Here is a 20,155-nt window from a genome sequence, read left to right as displayed (position 1 = left end):
GGCCCGCGCCGTCTCCACATGCCGGTCTCTCCCGTATCACCTTTCGTGCGTGCTCATGCTCAGCGTCCGCGTCCTGCTCCTCAGCCTGTTCCTCGTCGCGCCCGCGTCCTCTCCTTCCCCGACCGCGCTCCCCGACCCGGACGTGGACGTGCGCCGGTATACGTTCCGCCTCACGCTCAGCGACGACACCGACGCCATCCGGGGCGAGGCTACCCTCGACGTGCGTTTCCTCGCCGGCGTCGACGCGCTGCACCTCGACCTGGCGGGGCCTGCGCGGGGCGGCGCGGGCATGACCGTCACGGCGGTGCGCAGCGACGGCGCCGACGCGCCCTTCACGCACGAGAACGACCGCCTCACCATCCGGCTCGAACCGCCCCCTGCGCCCGATGAGCGGCGCACCTTCACCATCGCCTACGAGGGCGTCCCCGACGACGGCCTCATCATCTCCGAGAACAAGTTCGGCGACCGCACCTTCTTCGGCGACAACTGGCCCGACCGCGCCCGACACTGGCTCCCGACCGTCGATCATCCTTCGGACAAAGCGATCTGCGAGTTCATCGTCACCGCGCCCGTCCACTATCAGGTCGTCGGATGCGGCGAGCGGCTGGAAGAGACCGATCTCCCGGGCGAGCTCCGCCGCACCCACTGGCGCTCGACCGTCCCGATGGCGACGAAGGTGATGGTCATCGGCGCGGCCCGCTTCGCCGTCGGCCGTGTGGACGAGGTCGACGGCGTGCCCGTCGAGACGTGGGTCTATCCGCAGGACCGCGATCCCGGCTTTTACGATTACGCGCTTGCCGAAGGCATCCTCCGCTTTTTCTCCGGACACATCGGCCCGTACCCGTACGCCAAGCTCGCCAACGTGCAGTCGAAGACACGTTTCGGCGGCATGGAGAATGCGAGCAACATCTTCTACGCCGAGGGCTCCGTGACCGGCACGCGGCAGAGCGAGGGGCTGCTTGCCCATGAGATCGCCCACCAGTGGTTCGGCGACTCGGTGACGGAGCAGGACTGGCCGCACATCTGGCTGAGCGAAGGCTTTGCGACGTACTTCACGCAGCTCTACATGGAGTTCACCTACGGGCACGATCGCCTCGTGGCCGGGATGCGGACCGCCCGCGACCGCGTCGTCGCCTACGCCCGGCGCGCCCCGAACAGCCCCGTCGTGGATCCCTCCATCACCAACCTCATGGCGCTTCTGAGCCCGAACGCCTATCAAAAAGGAGCGTGGGTGCTCCACATGCTCCGGCACGAGGTCGGCGACGACGTCTTCTGGGACGGCATCCGGGACTATTACCGGCGCTATCGCGACGGGAATGCCCGAACCGAGGATTTCCGGCGGGTCATGGAGGAGGCTTCCGGACGGGACCTCGCGTGGTTCTTCCGGCAGTGGATCCATCGTCCCGGACAGCCGCACTTCGAGGGGTCGTGGCGGCACCGCGACGGCTCGCTCACGATCACGTTGCGCCAGACCCGGCCCGGGCCGCCATTCCGCCTGCCGCTCGAAGTCGGCATCTACACCGGCGACGCCCTCCTCCCCCGCATCGAGGTGCTCGACGTGGACGAATCCGAGGAGACCTTCACCCTCCCGCTCGACGCCGCCCCTTCCCGCGTCGTCCTCGACCCGAACACGTGGGCGCTGATGACGGCGGACTTTTCAGAAGAGTGACCGGCGGGGGGCGGTTCAGGCTACGCGCGCGCGCGCCGTCTCGTACGGGAACGACGCATGCGCCTGCAGATGTGCGATGAGCGCCGCGCGGTCGCCGGGCGCGAGACCAAGCGCCACCGGACCCTCTCTCGTGTGGAGAAGCAATACTTCCGGCGGCATCCGGTTGACGAACACGCGCGTGCCGGCATAGCGGCGGTGATGGCGGTGAAACACCAGCGCCGGGATCGTCTCCACCCGAAGCACCTCGTCCGAGGCGAGCGTGAGCGCCTCCTTCCCCTGCCGGATCCGAACGCCGTCCGGCGTCACCGCCACCTCGACCGAAGGCTGGAAACCCAGCACACACGTGAGCGCATAGAGCGCGACGGCGGCGACCTGCCCGCCCCAGAACGCCATTGCCGCAGGACCGCCGGGGTTTGCCGTGACGGCGTCCTGCACCAGCGCCCACGCCACGTATTGGGCCAGCGCCAGCATCGCCACCGCGCCCACGAGCGTGAGGATGAAGTATGCTTCGGCACGGCGCGCATCCCCCACGCGGCGGCGCACCCAGCGGCCCACCAGCGAATAGCCCGGATGCAAGCGGGACGGCATGACAAATCGTTGCGACAATGTGACTTTCATGGGTTCGTCAATACAAACTCGTGCGTCCATGCCCGGGCGTGGATCATCTCCCATGGAAACCGGTCCGGGGCATCCGCACGCGATCTTCAGGCGACGGGGTCCGGCGTCTCGCCCGGCACGGCGGCATCCCCCATGGGTCGCGGCGCGGGCGGAAACGTTTCGCCCGCCTCTTCCCGCGTGGGGGGACGCGATGCTTCTCCGCTCATCGCCAGATCAAACGTCCAGTGTTCTCGGGTCGCCTGATAGGTGGTCACCAGCAGTGCGGTGGCCGGCACCGCGATTATTAGACCGAACATACCCATAAAATAGCCGAAGACAAAGAGCGAGAGCAAAATCAGCACGGGATGCAGGCCTACTTTCTGGCCCAGAATGTTCGGCGTGAGCACGCTCTGTTCGAGAAACGACTCTCCCACCAGCACGGCGATCACGATGATCAGCTTGACGACGCCGCCGAAGGCGAGCGCGAGAAGGCCGCCGATCACATACGTGATGATGATGCCGAGATTGGGAATCATGTTCAATAGCCCCGCCATCAAACCGATCAACAAAGCAAAAGGAACGTCGAAAATCAGCAGCGCCACCGACACGATGATCGCCACGATGGCGCTGATGGTCAGTTGGCCCCGGAGGTATTTGCCCACGATCCCTCCGGCTTCCCTCAGATAATCCCGTCGCCCGTCGAAGGTGGGAAACAGTTCGATGAGCCGATCCCGGATGGCCGCATAGTCTTTCAGCGTATAGAAAAAAAGCACCGGGATGAGCGCCACGACGGTGAGGATGCCGAAGAGAGAGCTGATCGACTGCATGACGGCTTTCGCCGCGTTCGGGACGCTGCTCGCCAGGGCGGTGGCCTGATCCTGCACCGCGCCGGACAGCTGCCCGATGAGTTCCTGTTTGTCGATGATGCCCGCCGCCTGAAGCTGATCGAGGGCGTCGAGGTTCCCCATCCATGTTTGCAGATTGCCGATGCTGCCGAGGATCCGTTCCGCCAGCGATTCGAGCTGGTCGACGATGGTGGGCACGAGCATCAGCAGAATCATCGCCACGAGGCCCACGACGAGCGCCGTGACCGCGAGTGCGGAGAGCCAGCGCGGCACCCGGAGCCGCCGCCGCAGATAGGCCACCACGGGATCGCAGAGATAGGCAAGCAGGTAGGCCAGCGCGAAGGGCAGCAGCACGATGCTCAGCCTGTTGAGCAGCCAGACCAGGAGCAGGAAGCTGCCGCTCAACTTTATGGCGCGCGCGGCCCGGTGCGCCCGCATCGGCCAGACCAGGATGAGAAAAGCCGCCGCGACGAGAAGCGGGTTCAGCATGTCCCGCATCTGATAGAGCAACACCAGAAAGAGGGTCAGCCCGCCCGCCAGAAGCGCGACCTCGGAGGCGGAAAGCGCAGCGGCGCCCGGAGAAGACGGCGAGGCAGTCTCCGTCCTGCGGCTGATCGGGGGAGGACTTTCCGTCATGGCCTACTGTTCGTTCGACGATGCACCGTCGCCTTCCGAAACCGCCGCCGCCGCCGTTTCCAACCGTTCGGCGAGCGCTTTCAGGCGCTGTTCCCATTCGAAGAGCCGGCGCTCTTTTTCCTGGATCTCTCTGTACGTCTCGGCGAGGGCGCGCTCCCGCACCTCGAAGGGCGCCTGTTCCATGTGCCCGCGCTCCTCGAAATACCGCTTGAACAGCCAGTTGTGCTTCCCTGCCTCCATCAGCTCGGCAAAGCGAAAGGCCCCGAGCGAGCCCCAGTTCGTCATGTTCTCCGCGTTCTGCGTGACCGCCCGCAGGTCCCCGGCGATGCTCTGCAGGGTGTCCGCCGTGGCGAGCAACGTGTTGTAGACCGCCGGATCGTTGAGCATCTTCGCCAGCGTGCCCTCGCCCTCGTTCACCTTGCCCAGGATGTCCTTGACGCCGGTGGTGGCCTCTCCCGCCAGCCCGACGAGTGCCTCGGCGTTGTCCGCCAGGTTGTTCAGCACCCGGCGCGTCTCTTCCGTCGTAGCGACGACGCCCTCATACATGGTCGGATCGTAGATGAGACGCCCCAGCGTGCCCTGTCCCCGTTGCACGTCGTGCATGATCTGCTCGAAAGCCTGCGCCGCCAGTTCGAAGCGCTGCACCGAAGCGAGCGCCTTGTCCGTGATCTCGAACAGGTCGAACGGGTCCACCCCGGGGATGAAATCCCCCTCACGCACGGGTTCTCCCACCTCGGGCGAGGGCACCAGCACCACGATCTGATTGCCCACCAGCCCGTCGCTCTTGATCTGCGCCTGTGTATTCTTGCGCACGAGGTGCTTCGCCTGCTCCGAGATCGCCATCGTCACGACGATCTTTTGCCCCGGCTCTTCCGGCAGGTTCACGCTCTCGACCCGCCCGACGTCCACCCCCTGATATTGCACCGAAGCGCCGGGCACCAGACCGGCCACCCGGCTGAACTCCGACCGGACGTAGAACGTGTCACTGAACAAAAAGGAGCGGTTGGCCAGTGCGAAAAGCGCAACGATGAACAAGAGCGCCCCGGCCAACACCAGCAAACCCACACGAGCCTGACGCGACATAGGTCATTCCTCATACGTGAATAAATTGCGTGCAACCGCCCGAAGGCTTCCCCACGCACCCGGTGTGATGAACCGGACCGGCGGCGTGTTCCGCGCGTGCCCGCTTCTGCCCGCCCGGAACCGCCGTCCCGGCGCGTCCACACACGCGCCGCCCCTCGTCTTCGCCCCCGGAGGGACGCCCTTCATTCGCCGAAGAACTCCCGCAACAGCGGGTGCTCCGAGCGCCGAAGCTCTTCCAGCGTCCCCCGTTCGATGAAGCGGCCATGATACAGAAAGAAAGCCTCGTCGGTGATGATATCCGCGCACAAAAGGTCGTGCGTGATGGCCACGCCGGTGATGCCCCGCTCGTCGCGGAGGCGCACGATCAGGTCCGAGACGAGGCGCACGGAGATGGGGTCGAGTCCGGTCGTCGGCTCGTCATAAAGGAGGATCTGCGGTTCGAGGATGATGGCTCGCGCCAGCCCGATGCGCTTCTTCTGCCCGCCCGAAAGCTCGGCGGGATAGTTCGGCGCTTTCGCCCGCAGGTCGACCCATTCGAGCGTCTCCTCGATGCGCGCGCGGCGTTCCTCGGGCGTGAGGTTGGTGTGCCTGCCGAGGATGAAATCCATATTCTCAAAAACCGTCATCGAGTCGAAGAGCGCGCCGCTCTGAAAGAGGTATCCGATGGAGAGGCGCATCTCGTCGAGCGCGTCGCCTTCGAGCAGGTCCATCCGCTTGCCGCACACCCACACCTCGCCCCGATCCGGCCGGAGCAGTTGCACGAGGTGCTTCAGGAGCACGCTCTTGCCCGACCCCGAGCCGCCCAGGATGACGGCGTTCGTTCCTTTCTTGATCGAGAGGGAAACGCCCTTGAGCACATGGTTGGCTCCGAACGACTTGTGGAGGTCGCGCAGTTCGATGATCGTATCCGGCGGCGGGGGCCCTGCGGCGGGGGCCGGGGCGCTCGGTGTGGACGGCTCGGGCACGGGCGGTGTATGCTGGTTGTTCGGGGGTGACGGAAGACGTTCGGGCCAACGACCGGCCGGAGACCGGCCGGAGACCGGCCGGGGCGGTGCGCCCCTTAAAAGAAGGTGATCGAGAGCCGCACGAGGACGACGTCGGCCAGAAGGATGAGCAGCGACGAGATGACGACGGCCTGCATCGTCGCCTGCCCGACCTCGCGCGTCCCGCCGCGCACGGTGTAGCCCAGATAACAGCTCACGATGGCGACGATGAAGCCGAAGATACCGGTTTTCATCGTATCGATGATGATGTCGTGAAAGCGGAGGGCCGAGATGGCATTGTTGAAGAAGACGCGGTAGTCCATGCCGGAAGCCAGCACCGATTCGAGGTAGCCGCCGAGCATGGCGAGGCTGTCGGTCCATATGGTGAGGATGGGGAACATGAGCATGCACGCGAGCACACGGGTGATGACCAGGTAATGGTACGGCTTGAGCGCCGCCACTTCGAGCGCGTCGATCTGCTCGGTCACGCGCATCGAACCGATCTCGGCGCCCATGCCCGCCCCGAGGCGACCCGCCAACACCAGGGACGTGAGCACCGGCCCGATCTCTTTCACCACCGAAAGGGCCAGCGCGCTCGGCAAGATCGCCTCCGCGCCGAAGCGCACCAGCGTGCCCCGCGTCTGCATCGAGAGCACGATGCCGATGGCGAAGCCCGTCACCGCCGTGAGGACGAAGCTCTTCGTCCCCACCTCGTCCATCTGGTTGACCAGTTCCCGCCCTTCATACGGCGGACGCCAGAAACGCCGGAAGAACGTGACCGTGAACAGGGCCAGCTCGCCCGTGCGTTCCATCACCCGCTGAAACGGCCCGAGATCATCGGAAAGAACCCCTCGAAATGCCATAAACGACTGATTTTTTTAAGAATAAAAAACAACCTGCTCCGGACAGACCGCGAGGAACGGCTCATCAGGGGTTGCGCGAGAGGGCCTCTCGTGGCGGGCCATCCCCTTTTCGAAAACTGCCTGCAACGTCGTTCCCGACCGGGGTCATGCCCCCTAAAACGCGTATTCCCACTTCACGTTAATACGAATGATGGAGCCGCGACGCAACAGCCTGAGCAAAAGTCGGTCGATCACCTCATACTCGATCACCACCTCGGTCGGGTTCTCCTCCACCACCCCGGCCTCGGTTCGTCGGAAGGTGATCGGCTGGCTGACGGCGACGTACAGCCGGGGCGAGACGTATTTACCCGCCGTCAGCGTCGCGCCTTCGAGGCCGTTTTGCTCGATCTCGACCACGTCGAGGCCCAGGCTTGCTCCCGCGAGGGTTTCGATGAGCGAGGCCAGCTGTCCGATGGCCACCCCGGCCGCCGGATCGAGGAGAGAGCCGTTCCCTTCCCCCGCGCTCCCGATCTGAAGCGCTTCACTCGCCGGTCGCCCGAAAGCGAGGTACGAGACGATGTCGGCAAACTCCATCTGGGGATCGGAGCCGAGGGAGAGGTCGAGCGCTTCGGGTGGTCCCTTCAACGTGAGCGAGATCGTCACCTCGTCGCCGGTGGACTGACGCGCCTTCACCACGTACACCGCCTTGATGTCCATGAAAGGATCGGTGGGCGGGCCGTTGAACGTGAGCGTGCCGCGTTCGATCTGGAAACGTTTGCCGAACTGGATGATCCGGCTCCGGTCCGGAATCACTTCGATGGCGCCGAAGACGAGCGGGTCCGCATACGGCTGCTTCTGCACGTCGAGGTCGCCGGTAAACTGGATGTCCATCGTGGGATTTTTTTTCGAGCGCAGCCAGGAGTCGCGTTCGAGGCGCACGGTCAGGTCGGTGATCGTGAGCGCTTCGTAGAAATCGAAGGTTGTGGTGTCGGCTTCGGAGAGGCGCAGGCCGAAGCGCTGTTCGAGGATCTGTTGATCGTTCTCGGAGAGCTTGACCGCCTCGAACTCGTCGCTCGTCAGTTCCTCGGTGAGGAAGACGTCCGCGCTGATGAGTGAGACGTCGCCGCTGAGGATGGGGCTCCGCGTGGTGCCTTGCAGCGTCAGGTCGGCGGCCGTCACGGCGCGGTACACACGGGAGTCGATGGCGAGGAAGTCTTCGGCGCTCATCGTGAGGTCGAACGCGCCGAGCGTCAGTTCGGAGAGGCGCACCGTGCCCATGCCGATCAGCGTCCCGCCGCCGGAGCGCACCTGGAAGTGGTTGACGAGCACCCGGTTGTCTTCGAGTTCGGTCTCGACGGTGACGCCCGAGAAGACGAGGCTGTGCCGGGGTCGTCCCAGTTGCGGCAGCCCGATGCGCCCCTCGTCGAGCATGGCCGTTCCGCTGAGCAGAGGCGCATCGACCGTGCCGCGCACGTCCACGTCGGCGGTGAGCCGACCCTCGAGCCGGTCGACGAGCGTGCGATCCATGAAGGGCATCAGCCATCCGAGAGAGAAGTCTTCGGTCCGGATCTTGAAATCGACGGCGCTTTCGGGCGCGGCCCGCTCGGCATCGACCCGGAAGCCCGCCGTCTCATCCGCCCGCGCGGTCAGGCGAAGGTCGAGCGGGAGCGTCCCGCCGAACCGCAGTTCACTGCCCCGGTCGTCGGTCAGGAGCGCGTCGACGGAGAGCGCGAGGTCTTCGTACGCCAGGGTCATCGCCATGTCTCCGACGGCCTGGCCGGAGAGCGAGAGGTCGAACTCGAGCGAGCCTTCGGCGACGGGCGCCTCGGGCGCGCCGGCAAGCGTGAGCCACCCGTCGAGCATGCCGCCGAGGCCGTCGTAGCCGAGGAGATCCGCCACGGCGTCGAGGCGGAACTGCTCGATGGTAAGGATGAGGCTCTGCTCGCCGTCGAGGTCGATCTCGCCGTCGAGCGCGATCTGCTGGTCGACGCCTCCTCCATCCCCGGCGGCTCCACTCTCGCTGAAAAGGAGCAGGTTGCGGACCTCGTACCGCCTGCCCCGCCGCTCGACGTGGGCGGGCTGAAGCAAATGCCACCGGTCGGCATCGAGACGGAGGCGAAGCGAGTCGAGCGTAAGGCGTTCGCCTTCAGGGGCGAGAGCGACCCATCCGCCGAGATAGCCGTCCCGGCGGCGGTCGAGGCGGGTGTCGAGTTCGAAGCCGAGCGAGTCGGGGCGGTATTCGGCGAGGAGGTCCGTGCGCTCGACGGTGAAGTTCGGAAAGGAGAGGAAGCGAAGGTCCACCCGCGCCTCGGCTTCGGCCACGGTGCGGTCTTTCGCGAAAGCGCCGAGGAGACGCGTCCGGACGCGGGCCACCCGCAGATCGCCCATCACGAGGCTGTTCAGGTTCACGTCGAGGTCGAAGCGGAGCGCGCCGGGACGCCCCTTCAGAGCGCCCGTCAGCTGCCCGTCGCCGAGACGCAGGCCGTCGGCGTCGTAGAAGGCGGCCACGGGCGCGAGGGCGAACAGATCGGCCTCGAAGTTGAAATCGGAGGCGTGCACGCCGCGCGTGTCGAAAAGCGCCACCGGCCCCCTCCCGGAAAGCCGGCCCACGTTCGAGCGGACGGCGAGCGAATCGACGCGGAGAAGCCCGTCTTCGAGATGAAAAACGGCGTCGGCGCGGTCGAGCGTGAGGCTGTCGTACCGGGCGCCGTCGGCGTGGAAACGCCCGTCGAGACGCATATCGTCGGGGTCGATTCCCTGGCCCGTCACCTCGAAGTCGAACGAAAGCGCGGCGCGGATCGAGTCGAGGCCGGCGAGCGCGGCGAGATCCACACGGTCGACGACGCCGCGCAGGGTATAGGCGGGGCGGTGATCGAAGAAGCGCCCCTCGGTGTCGAGCGTAGCCCGCCCTTCCTCGAATGCCAGGTCCGCTTCGAGATGCGCCCTCCCGGCAGCGAACACCGCCTCGAAGCCGCCGCCCGTGACGACCCCGTCGTTGAGACGCGAAGGCCGGTCGGCGGCGAACGTGAGGCGGGCCGCCAGGTCCATCGTCGCCGGGTCCGTGCCGTTTCCGTCGAGGACGAGCGCCCCGTTGAGCGCCGTCCGAAGGCCGGAACGCCCGAGCCACGCACCCGCGTCGAGACCGGCGAAGCTTCCGTTTTTTATCGAGTAGCCGAGGTTTTCACGCCGAGTGTCCAGCCTGCCGTCGAGACGAACCTCTCCTTCGGGCATCGAGAGGCCGAGCCGGTAGTCGAGCACGCCGCCCGACCCGTTCATCGTGACGAAGCCGTGGGTCAGGGGCTGCTCGTTCACACGGGAGGCCGCGAGATCGAGGCGGGCATAGAAGGCGAGGGCAGCGGGGTCGGAGCCGCGCGCGGAGAGCTTGAGGCTGCCGTTGAGGTCGGTGGCAAGCCCCTCGAACGGCGTGGCGGCGGCGAGGTCGAGGCCGCGAAAAACGCCTTCGGTGAGTGTGAATGCGGGCGCCGCGTCGAACGGGCGCATCCGCCCGGCGAGCCGCACATCGCCGCCGCCGAGGCGCGCGTCGACGCCGAAGGTGAGCGCGCCGGCTTCGAGCGCGGCGCGGAGATCCGCCGCATCGAGGACGTATCCGTCATAGAAGCTGTCGTAGAGCCGCGCCGTCGCCGAGAGGGTGAGCGATTCGGGATCCGTGCCCCGGCCCGTGAGGGTGAACGTCCCCGAGAGCGCGCTGCGCGTGGTGTCGCCGAGGAGCGCCAGGTAGGGCAGGTTCTCGATGCGCCCGTCTCGGATCGTGTACGTGCGTTCGTCGGCAAGCGCGGCGCTTCCGGCGGCGGAGAGACGCGCGCCGGGGAAGAGGAGCTGTCCGTCGAACGTGAGCTTTCCGCCCGTAAGCCGCGCATCGACGCGCCCCGATTCGAGACGGGCGGCGTTGATCGGCGAGGGGGACATGGTGAGGCGCGCCGTCAGATCCGCCGTCTCCGGATCGAAGCCGGAACCGGCGAGGTGGAGCGTCGCGGCGAGGTCGCTCGTCTGCGTGGGATCGTCGAGGAAACGCCCGAGGTCGAGGCCGCGCACATTGGCCGTGAGGTCGTAGGCGGGCGTCTCGTCGAAGGGGCGAACGACGCCACGGGCGGTGAGGGCGGCCCCCCGCACGCCGCTCGCGACCTCGAGCGCGGCGCGCCCATCGTCGAAGGCGGCGGTGAGGGCGGTGCGGGCGAGGAGTGCTCCGGCAAGCCGGGTGTCGAAGAGCACGGCGCGCACCGTGCCGCCGAGGCGGTCGCGTGCGGGACCCGCGAGGTCGAGCGAGACGTCGGCGTTGACGAGCCCGGCCGGGTCTCCGCGGGCGAAGCTCCGGAGGTCGAGGCGGCGCGCCGTGGCTTCGAGCCGCACGACGGGCGCCTCGGCGAGGTCCGGCGTGAGCGCTCCGCGCACGGTGACGCGCCCCCCGTCCGAGAAGCGCGCGTCGAGGTCGAGGTCGGTCAGGCGCCTCGTCCCGGTCACCCGCACCTCGGCCTCGACGGAGCCGCCCGGATCGAGCGCCGGGACGAACGGGGCGAGATCGCCGAAGGCGAGCGGATGGGCCGTGAGGACGAAGGCGACCGAATCCGAGGGGAGCGACGCTCCGGACCACGGCAACGCGCCATGCGCCGCGAGGCGGCTGACGTCGGAACGCAACTCGAAGCCCGCAATCGTGAGGCGACCGTCCCCGGCCTCCGCGCCGAGATGCACGCGCGCCTCGCGGCGGCTCCCCGGCGGAGTGAAGCGCGCCGTGAGGGTGTCGAGCGTGAACGCCGTCGTCTCGGCAAGACGGACGTCGTGGAGCCGGAGCGCGAGGTCGTCGAGGCGGAAGAGAGAATCGCGGCCCGGGGCGAAGAAACGGGCCTCGGCGCGCCCCGCACGGAGCGCCGCCGCGTCGAGGCGGATGCGGAAGCCGCTCGCCGCCGAGTCCGCCGCCGTGGTGTCGCGCGGGAGCGCATTCACGAGATCCCACGACCCGTCTGCCTCCTGGCGCATGGTCACGACGGGCCGGACGACGGCCACGCTGTCGAGCCGGAGTTCTTTCCGAAGGAGCGGCCACAGCCGGTATCGCGCCGTCACCGTGTCGACGTGGGCGAGCGTCGTCCCGTCCTCGCGCACGAGGCGAACGTCGTAGAGCGCCAGACGGGTGAACCCGTTGCCCCCCGCCCGGCCGACCTCGAGGCGCGCGCCTTCGAAGAGGTCGAGACGGTCGAGCGCGAAACGTACGGCGTGCGTCGCGCCCCACTCGGTCTGGAGCGCAAGGGCTGCCCCGGCGAGCATGAGCGCAAGCCCGAGAAGCGCGCGCAGCCCCCACCGCCGCTTCCCGGCGACGCGCGGGGGCGGGGTCTCGCTCGACTCGGGCGTGGGTGCGCGGTTCATCGACTCGCGGAAAAGATCGGTGGGAGAAAGACGGGCCACTCCGCCCGCGCCCGCTTGTATCCCCGAACGGGCGTGCGGGTTCGGGCGAAAGGCGCCCCGGCGTGGAAAATAGCATCTGCCCCCCTCTTCCGCTCCGGTTGTTATCCTGACGCGGCGTGCGTACTATTCTTCCACGTGGATGCACCCTCGGAGCAAACGGCTTATGCGGACCGGCACACCGTCCTTTCCTTCCTCACGCACGCTTCTCCTCGCCGCCGTCGCGTCGGCGCTGATCCTCGCGGCCTGCGGCACGGACGAGCCGGCCTCCGAAGCGCCGCTCCCCACACCCGCCGTCGCGCCCGACACGCTCGTCGCCCCCGCCGCCGACACGACCGCCGGAGGCGCGAGGCTCGCCCCTCCGCCCGAAGACGCCGTGCTCGACAGTTTGCGTCGTGAGATCGAAGCGTTGCGCGCGCTCGTCACGGCGCGCCCCCCCGCCGCCCCCTCGGACACGGCCCGCGCCTCCGCCGACTCCCTCTCCGTGACCGAACGCCTGCGCGACACGGCGCAGGGTCTCCAGTTCGTCGGGTTCCGCATCTTCTGGGCCGCGCTCGTGCTCGTCCTCACGTTCTTCTTCATCAAGGGAATCGTGCGGCTTCTCGAAACGCTCTCTGAGCAAAGCGCCACGCGGCGGCTCTTCTTCAAAAAGCTCATTCCCATCGTCCGCCTGCTCACGTGGACCGCGGCGATCTATTACGTCATCGCAGGCGTCTTCCGGGTCAATCAGGGGCAGTTGCTGGCCGCCTCGGCGGCGATCGGCGTGGCGGTTGGGTTCGCCGCGCAGGACGTGCTCAAGAACATCTTCGGCGGGCTGCTCATCATCCTCGACCAGCCGTTCCAGGTGGGCGACAAGATCCGCGTGGGCGGCACGTACGGCGAGGTCGTCTCCATCGGTCTCCGCTCGACCCGCATCGTCACGCTCGACGACAACCTCGTCTCGGTGCCGAACGCGCAGGTCGTCGACGGGCAGGTGGCCAACGCCAACGCGGGCGCGCTCGACTGTCAGGTGGTGACGGACCTCTATCTGCCGGGATGGATCGATGTGAAGGCCGCCAAAGCCATCGCCTATCAGGCCGCCGCCATGTCGCGCTACGTTTATCTCAACAAGCCGGTGGTGGTGCTGGTCAAGGACGAGTTCAAAGAGACGTTTCTGACGCACCTCGTGGTGAAGGCGTACGTCCTCGACACGCGGTACGAATCCGTTTTCGCGAGTGAGGTGACCGAGACGGCCAAAGCCGAGTTTCTCCGCCGGGGGATGCTCCGGCCCGCCGGTCGCGACGTCTTCACCGAGCCCTTCGAAATCGCCGAAGAGCCGCCTCCCGACCGTCCGTCCGACGAAGCGCCGCGCACGGAGGAGGGAGCGACATGACCGCGACCCCGACACCTCCCGTGGCGGAGCCGGTCGCGACGTCTCCCTCCACGATGCCCCGCACGCCGACGCCCCGGCCCTGGCTCGAAGCCGCCGAGACGACCGCGCGGCTGGTGGAGCGCCTCGACGCGGCCGAGGCCGAACTGCGGCGACAGTGGCTCGACCGGGTGGAGGGCGAATTGCTGACGCCCCTGCGCAAAGCCGCGCGTGCGGCGGCCGAAGAGCACCGGCGGCTCGTCGAAGCGGCGGCCTTCGAGACGGAGCCCGCCGCCAATGTGGAAGAAGCGTGGGCGCGGCTGGAGACGTACCGGCAGGCCGTCACGGAGCGTGTGCTCACGCCGGTATACGAGCGGCTGACCACGCTCGCCCCCGGCCGGACCCTCGGCGAGACGTTTCAGGAGATGCTCGAAGCGCTGGCCGCGCGCTCCGGCGAAGCGCCCGAGTGGATCACCCTGCCCGAGCCGCCCGACCTCTTCGCGCCCGCACCGGGCGACACGGCGGCGACACGCATCAAAAAAGCCTCTTTTCGCCTCCGTCGCCGTCTCTCCCACACGCGTCTTCGTGTGGCCAACACCATCCGGCGACTCTTCCGGCGGCCCCTCCGCCCGCTCCCCCCGCACGGTCACAGCCTGCCCCTGCGCATGCTCTTCGCGTATCACCTGCGCTATCGACTGCCGCTGCGATACGTCCCCGCGCACGAGGCCGCACAGCAGGCGGCGGCGCAGGCCGTGGCGCGGCTCGAGGACGCCTTCACGGCATGGAAAGACGCGCTCTTCGACGCCGAGCTCGTCCTCGACCGCCCGCGCCTGCGTCATCCGGTGGCGCTCCGGTGGCCCGCGTTCGCAAGGCCGGAAGATGCGGCCGAAGATGCGGCGGAGACGCCTGCTTCGGACGACGCTTCTGCGCATACGCCCCTGGCCGACGGCGCCGGCGCCCTTCAGGACGCCCTCGACGCCGTGGCCGACCTCCCGCCCCTCGAAGCGCCTTTCGACGAGGAGCGGATCCGCTATGCCGCGCAACTGCTCGCGCTCGACATCCGCTATGCCGGTCCGCCCCTTTTCGACCTGGATCGGCGCGCGCTCCCTCCGCCCGAGCGTCTGCCCGCCGCCCGGGTGCAGGCACGGCAACGCGTGTGGGCCGCCTGGCATGCGCAGGCCCGCAACCGGCTGCGGCTCGACCGCCGCATGCTGACCCTCCGCACCGAGTTGCTCGACCTCGAAACGACGTTCCTCCGGGAGACCGCCGCCGCGACGCTCGCACCCGTCTTCGGCACGTTCGGCCGGATGCTCGAACACCTCCATGAGACGCGCGCACGGGCCGACGAGGCCTGCACCGCCGCGTCCGGCGAGCCCGACCGCCTCGCCGAGAGGCTCGGCGACCTCCACGCCATCATCACCGCCCGCCTCGACGAGGCCCTGCGCAACCTCCCCGGCCTCGTCTCCTCCGATCAGGCGCTGGCCCGGCCCGGGCAGGAGACCTGGGCGGAGATCCTCCGGCTCCTCTCGGCGCTCCCCGCCACGCTGACGATCCACCCGCCTCAGCCCGACGGACAGACCCGCATCGACCCGGAGAGACGCGCTTTCGACCTGAAACTTCGCGACCTCGCGTTGAACACGCTCACCGTTCCTCTTCCGGAGCGTCTCCGGCCGGCGGCCGACCCTTTCCGCCGGAAGGTCGTCCACGTGTGGGCCGAGACGGAACAGGCGCTCCACATCGTGCAATACAACCTCAACGCTGCCCTCGAAGAGCTGGCGGAGCCGCACACGGACCGGGCCGAGACGTCCGGCGAGCAGGAGAGACCGCACGATCCGGAGGCCGCCGCCTGTGAGCTGACCACCGGCGGCCTGACCCGCGCCGCCCAATTGCTCACCGGGCTGGCCCGCTCGCTCCGGGAACCGTGGGAGACCTTCGAAAGCAACGTCGTCCGCGTCTTTTCCGAAGACTGGGCGGCGCTGCACCGTCAGGTGCGCGCGCGGGGCGCGATGGCCGAGCAATGGATGGGCATCCGGGCGCAACTCAAGCGCCGTACGGCGTCGCTCCGCCGCATGCTCGACGCCGGGCTCGAACGGGTCGGGGATCGGCTCCGGCGTCTCTTCCGCCTCGGTCGGCGACGGGCGCAAGAACTCATCCGTCAGGGCCAGTCGGCGGTCGGCGTCTCCGACGAAGACGCCGACGCCGCGCTTCAGACGCTCGACGCCCTGAACAGCGTCGAGGCCCTGCAGCAACGCCTCCCCCTCATCTACCGCCGCCTGTTCTCCTTCGAGCCGCTCACGGAACCCTCACTGCTGGAGAACCGCACGCGCGACCTCGTCCGGGTGCGCCGCCACTTCGAGCGCTGGCGGGAAGGACGCCAGAGCAACGCCTTGATCTTCACGGCCCTCCCGGGCGCGGGCCGCACGAGCTTTTTGAACGCCGTACGCGCCGCGGCCCTCGAGAACGTCGACGCGCGCTTCCTGTCGCTGCACGAACGCCTCATGGACGAGACCGCGCTGGCCGGCCTCCTCGCCCGCACCCTCGACGTCGCCCTCGATGCGCCGCCCTCGCTCGACGCCCTCGAAGCCGCCCTGGCGCAGACGCCCCGACCCGACCCCGCGCGCGCCTGCCTGCTCGACAATCTCGAAGAGCTGATGCTCCGCACGCCCAACGGCCTGGCGCTCATCGAACGGTTGCTCCTCACCTTCTCCCGCACGGACGCGCACGTCTACTGGCTGGCCGGCATCAATGCATACGCCTGGCGCCTGCTCCAGCAAACCCTCCCCGCAGCCGCGGACCTGACCTCGGTGCAGGCGCTCACCCCCATCGACGCCTCCGCGCTCGAAACGCTCATCCTCAGTCGTCACCGGCGCAGCGGGATGCCCCTCCGCTTCGAAGCCCCGCCGGCGCTGCCCACGCTCCAACGCCCCCGCCTCCGACGCGGGAAAACGGAAGAGGAACTCCAGGCAACCTATCGACAGCATTACTTCAATCGGCTCTTCAGGCTCAGCGGACAAAACATCCGGCTCGCGCTTTTCTACTGGCTCCGGTCCGCCGACTTCGGGGCCGACGACGACGCGCTCGTCATCCACCCCATCAAACCCCTCGATTTCAGCTTTTTCAATGCCTTTGATCTGGCGCGCGCCTTCACCCTGAACGCCTTCCTGCGCCATGGCACGCTGTCGCTCGAAGAACACAACCGCATCTTCCGGCTCGCAGAGGAGGAAGGCGCGCAGCTCCTCGAAGCGCTCCTCAACCAGCGCATCATCCAGCCGCTCCGAAGCGCCCCGGACGCACCCGGCGGTGTTCCCCCGGAGGCGCGCTATCGCCTCCACCCCCTGCTCCTTCATCCCCTCACCGAGTTCCTCCGCAACCGGCACATCGTGTACTGAGGCGACGCGCCCGGCAGCCGCATGCGCCTCGCTCCGGCGACACGCGCACCGTCAGAACGTCTGGCCGATGCTCAGATGAAGGTTGAATCGGTTGAGGAAACGTTTGGGCGGCGGGTCCGCGCGAGCCCCGATGTCGTACAAAAACCGCTCTTCGGGACGCTGGAGGTCTTCATCGGAGGGGTTGAGCTTGAACGCGACGTCGAAGCGCACCGGCCCGATGGGCGTCCGATAACGCACCCCCGCGCCGAGGCCATACTTGATCTTCCGGAAATCGAAGAGGTCCTCTTTTCCCAGGATGGGGTTGCCGTTCGCGTCTCGGAGGACGCGGCCCTGCTCGTCGCGGAGCAAGGTCCCCGAGACCTGTCCGGCATCGAGGAACGTAGCCAGTCCCCACCTCGAGCCGAGGCCCGGAAACGGCCACCGCACCTCGACGCTGCCGACCATGCGCGCCTCACCCCCGACGGCTTCGTAGATGAAGCGCGTGGAGTCCCGCCCGACGGGACGCGCGTACTTCTCTCCGAGCAACTGCAGCGCCCAACCCCGCACGTCCCCGCTGCCGCCCGCGTAGAACCGCACCGGATCGAAGCGGAACTCGACCTGCTGGTCGTTTTGCGCGCGGCTGCTTCCGAAGGGCCGAAGCCGTCCCACCGAGACCCGCGCGCTCATGCTGACGCGGTCGGTCAGCGGCAGGTAGCCGACCGCTTCGAGCGCCGCCTTGAAATACGCCACCCCCGAGTTCAGGAGGCCGGCGCCTTCGACGGACGGACGAATCAGGAAACCGCGCCGGGGGTTCTGGAAATTGTTCACCCGGCCCATGGTGGCTCCGGCAAAGAGGACGTTGCGGTTGTACACGTTGAGCGTGTCGGCGAGGGGGCTTCCGCCGAGGGGAACGGCGCGCGCGAACGTGTGCTGGAGCGTGAGCGTCCGGAACGAGAGCAGTTCGTAGACGAACGTGGTGTTCACACCGAACTCGTAGAACCGGGCGCCGAGCTGGTTCTGGTCGTCGTACCACGAGAGGAACGGCGCGAAGAAGGCCGAGAGACGCGTGGTGAAGAGATACGGTTGCCGCAGGGAGGTCGAGACATTGAAGCTCCGGACGGCCTGGCGATCGGTCTGGGGCAGGGAAAGCCATCCCGTCCGCCATCGCGCCGAGAGGGTGAATTGACGGGCGCTCCCGAGGAAGTTCCGGTGTTGCCCGTCGGCCTGAAGGAGCAGACCGTCCTCGCGCGCCCATCCGGTTTCCGCCGTCACGTAGCGGGGCCGGGCCTCCCGCACGCGCACGCGCACCGTGACGGTGCTGTCGCGGGGCTGCGCCTCCGGAGCGGGCGGGACCTCCACCAGCGCCACGCGGAACAGGTTCAACCCGAAGAGCTCCCGCTGACCCCGCACGAGCCGGCTGTTGGAGAAGCGCATCCCTTTCTTGAACGGCAATTCCCGACGCACCACCTGCGCACTCACCGACCGGTTGCCCTCCACGATCACCTCGTCGAAATACGCCATCGGCCCGGCATCGACGGTGAAGTGGAGATCGACCTTGTGCGCCGCCGAGTCGGTCTGAGCCTCCGCATCGACGCGGGCGAACGCATAGCCGCGATCCTGGAGCCATTTCAGCACCTCGTTCCGGAGGATCACGAGTTGTGCCTCCGTGAAACGCTGCCCGATCCGCCGACGCGTCTGATCCCGAAGCTTGCGCCAACGCGGCTTCAGGTCCTCGGGAAACTGGTAGATCGCTAACCGCCCGTCGGGACCGGTATAGAGGACATCCTCGATGACGAGCGGCGGCCCTTCCTTCACGTTGAAGATGACGTGGATCGTGTTCCGAGTGGTGTCGAGCTGGGAAGCGGGGTAGTCGATGAAAGGGTCGAGGAACCCGTTCCTCCGGTAAAAGAGGCGAAGCCGGACAACGTCTTTCTGCAGTTCGACGGGGTCGAGGCGGTACTTGTCCCGGTCGTACGAGAGCAACGGAAGCGCGCGTCGGAGCTTGTCCCAGAAGCCGGGCGCGCGCGTCACGATCTGCGCTTTCAACTGGTCGGGATCGAAGGTCCGGGTGTCGAAGAACTTGAAGGAGATTTTGCTGACGGTCGTCGAGTCGTTGCTGAGGAAGAGGTCGGTCGTCTTCTGCCCGAGGGCCGTTCCGGCAAGCGCCCACAGGAACGCCGCCGTGAGGCTCGCCACCCGCACGAGGCCGAGGCGGAATCGGCGGTGGGATGTGCGCGGGTCCGTCATGGTTGCGTCGTCTTTTCGTCGCCCTTCCGTTGCGCCGCCTCCGGCACATGCGTGAGCGCGTATGCGTCCGTCTCGGCCTCTTCCGGCTCCGGGCGCTGCATCGGACGGGCGCGGTACCGCGTCTCGTGGAGCAACGTCACGAGTGCGCCGAGGATGAGCACGATCCCCGAATAATACGCCCAGAACACCATCGCGATGACGAAGCCGAACGTGCCCGCCGCAATCCCCACGCCTCCGAAACGACCGACCTTGGCGACGTACACGGCGAAGGCCACCTTGGCCACCTCCCACAGCACCGCCGTCACGAGCGCGCCGAGAAACGCGCTCCGGCGCGGCGGTCGCGGCTTCGGGTTGAAATAGAGCAGTTGAAAGAACATCGCCGTGCTGAGCAGAAACGGCAGCACCAGACCCGTCCACTGGAACACGTGCCGCCATCCCGTGCGCAACCAGACGTAGTCGAGTCCGATCCTCTGGAGAAACTCGATCCCCGACGCATTCAACGCCTGAAGGGCGAACGACAGGGCCATCGAGAGGAAGAAGAACAACCCGACCTGCACCACCATGCGCATGTCGAAAAGATACCCGCGCAGGATCGAGCGCTGGTCGTGCCATTCTTCTTTGAAGACGTTGGCGAGCACGGCGCGCAGCGTCGAAAAGAGGGTCATCGCGGAGAAGAAGAGGGTCACGGCTCCAATGAAGGTCAGCGTGCCGCTGGCGTTCTGATACTGTTCCAGAAAAGCGATGACTTGCTGGCTTTGCGTGGGCGGCAGGAAGTCCCGGATGAAGCGAGAGACGGCGGCAAAGGCGGCTTCCCCCCGGAGGATCTGCCCGAGGAGTCCGGTGATCAGGATCACCATGGGGACGGTGGTGACCAGCACCTTGAATGCGATGGCCTGCGCCCACAGGAAAATGTCTTTCTGATGCAAGAGCTGAAACAGCCCCCCCAGATAATACTTCAGGGTATCCTTTGCACGGGACCAACGCTCTGAGAAACCGGCCATAGGCGCACACGATACGATGCTCGGCGGAAAAGTACTACGCGCATCCACACCTCCCCGGATCCCTCTCCCCTCCGCTGCCGGGCGAGTTCCGTTCTCTATGCTCCTCCCAACATAAAAAAACGCC

The 20,155-nt window shown here is 67.4% G+C and carries 11 protein-coding genes; 3 read left to right on the top strand and 8 right to left on the bottom strand.

The genetic code is table 11. The annotated features are described in order from the left end of the window. Positions 1 to 55: 55 nt before the first annotated feature. Complete coding sequence (locus AC1HIY_RS04465) at positions 56 to 1,669, top strand: M1 family metallopeptidase (protein WP_479575506.1); 1,614 nt, start codon at positions 56 to 58, stop codon at positions 1,667 to 1,669. A gap of 15 nt (positions 1,670 to 1,684) precedes the next feature. Here AC1HIY_RS04465 and AC1HIY_RS04460 read toward each other — a convergent pair whose 3' ends face one another. The 6 genes from AC1HIY_RS04460 to AC1HIY_RS04435 all read right to left on the bottom strand — a co-directional run bounded on the left by AC1HIY_RS04460 (position 1,685) and on the right by AC1HIY_RS04435 (position 12,031). Continuing rightward, on the bottom strand, positions 1,685 to 2,257 hold the full coding sequence (locus AC1HIY_RS04460; RefSeq protein ID WP_479575505.1) for a hypothetical protein: 573 nt from the start codon (positions 2,255 to 2,257) through the stop codon (positions 1,685 to 1,687). 116 nt (positions 2,258 to 2,373) lie between these two features. Continuing rightward, entirely contained in the window at positions 2,374 to 3,747 is a 1,374-nt protein-coding gene (locus AC1HIY_RS04455) for an AI-2E family transporter (RefSeq protein WP_479575504.1), read from the bottom strand. 3 nt (positions 3,748 to 3,750) lie between these two features. After that, a complete protein-coding gene (locus tag AC1HIY_RS04450) occupies positions 3,751 to 4,830 on the bottom strand; it encodes an MlaD family protein (protein ID WP_479575503.1) in 1,080 nt (359 codons plus the stop codon). Between the two features lie 182 nt (positions 4,831 to 5,012). After that, the gene (locus AC1HIY_RS04445; RefSeq protein WP_479575502.1) at positions 5,013 to 5,795 is read right to left on the bottom strand and encodes an ABC transporter ATP-binding protein; all 783 of its coding nucleotides are present in this window, start codon (positions 5,793 to 5,795) and stop codon (positions 5,013 to 5,015) included. A gap of 95 nt (positions 5,796 to 5,890) precedes the next feature. Continuing rightward, the gene (locus AC1HIY_RS04440; protein WP_479575501.1) at positions 5,891 to 6,676 is read right to left on the bottom strand and encodes an MlaE family ABC transporter permease; all 786 of its coding nucleotides are present in this window, start codon (positions 6,674 to 6,676) and stop codon (positions 5,891 to 5,893) included. Between the two features lie 153 nt (positions 6,677 to 6,829). Then, positions 6,830 to 12,031, bottom strand: coding sequence for a translocation/assembly module TamB domain-containing protein (locus AC1HIY_RS04435; protein WP_479575500.1), 5,202 nt, complete (start codon positions 12,029 to 12,031; stop codon positions 6,830 to 6,832). 202 nt (positions 12,032 to 12,233) lie between these two features. On the opposite strand from AC1HIY_RS04435, the gene AC1HIY_RS04430 reads away from it, so the two are divergent. Both AC1HIY_RS04430 and AC1HIY_RS04425 read left to right on the top strand, forming a co-directional pair. After that, the gene (locus tag AC1HIY_RS04430) at positions 12,234 to 13,439 is read left to right on the top strand and encodes a mechanosensitive ion channel family protein (protein WP_479575499.1); all 1,206 of its coding nucleotides are present in this window, start codon (positions 12,234 to 12,236) and stop codon (positions 13,437 to 13,439) included. Next, positions 13,436 to 16,804: a hypothetical protein gene (locus AC1HIY_RS04425; protein WP_479575498.1), complete on the top strand. Its 3,369-nt coding sequence runs from the start codon at positions 13,436 to 13,438 to the stop codon at positions 16,802 to 16,804. Before AC1HIY_RS04430 ends, AC1HIY_RS04425 begins: the two co-directional genes overlap by 4 nt. A gap of 51 nt (positions 16,805 to 16,855) precedes the next feature. On the opposite strand, the gene AC1HIY_RS04420 is transcribed toward AC1HIY_RS04425, so the two are convergent. Further along, entirely contained in the window at positions 16,856 to 19,030 is a 2,175-nt protein-coding gene (locus tag AC1HIY_RS04420; RefSeq protein WP_479575497.1) for a BamA/OMP85 family outer membrane protein, read from the bottom strand. After that, entirely contained in the window at positions 19,027 to 20,031 is a 1,005-nt protein-coding gene (locus tag AC1HIY_RS04415) for a YihY/virulence factor BrkB family protein (protein WP_479575496.1), read from the bottom strand. The genes AC1HIY_RS04420 and AC1HIY_RS04415 overlap by 4 nt, the downstream gene beginning before the upstream one ends. Positions 20,032 to 20,155: the final 124 nt, after the last annotated feature.

The organism is Rhodocaloribacter sp., assembly GCF_056451265.1.
This window is presented reverse-complemented; position numbering and strand designations above follow the sequence as displayed.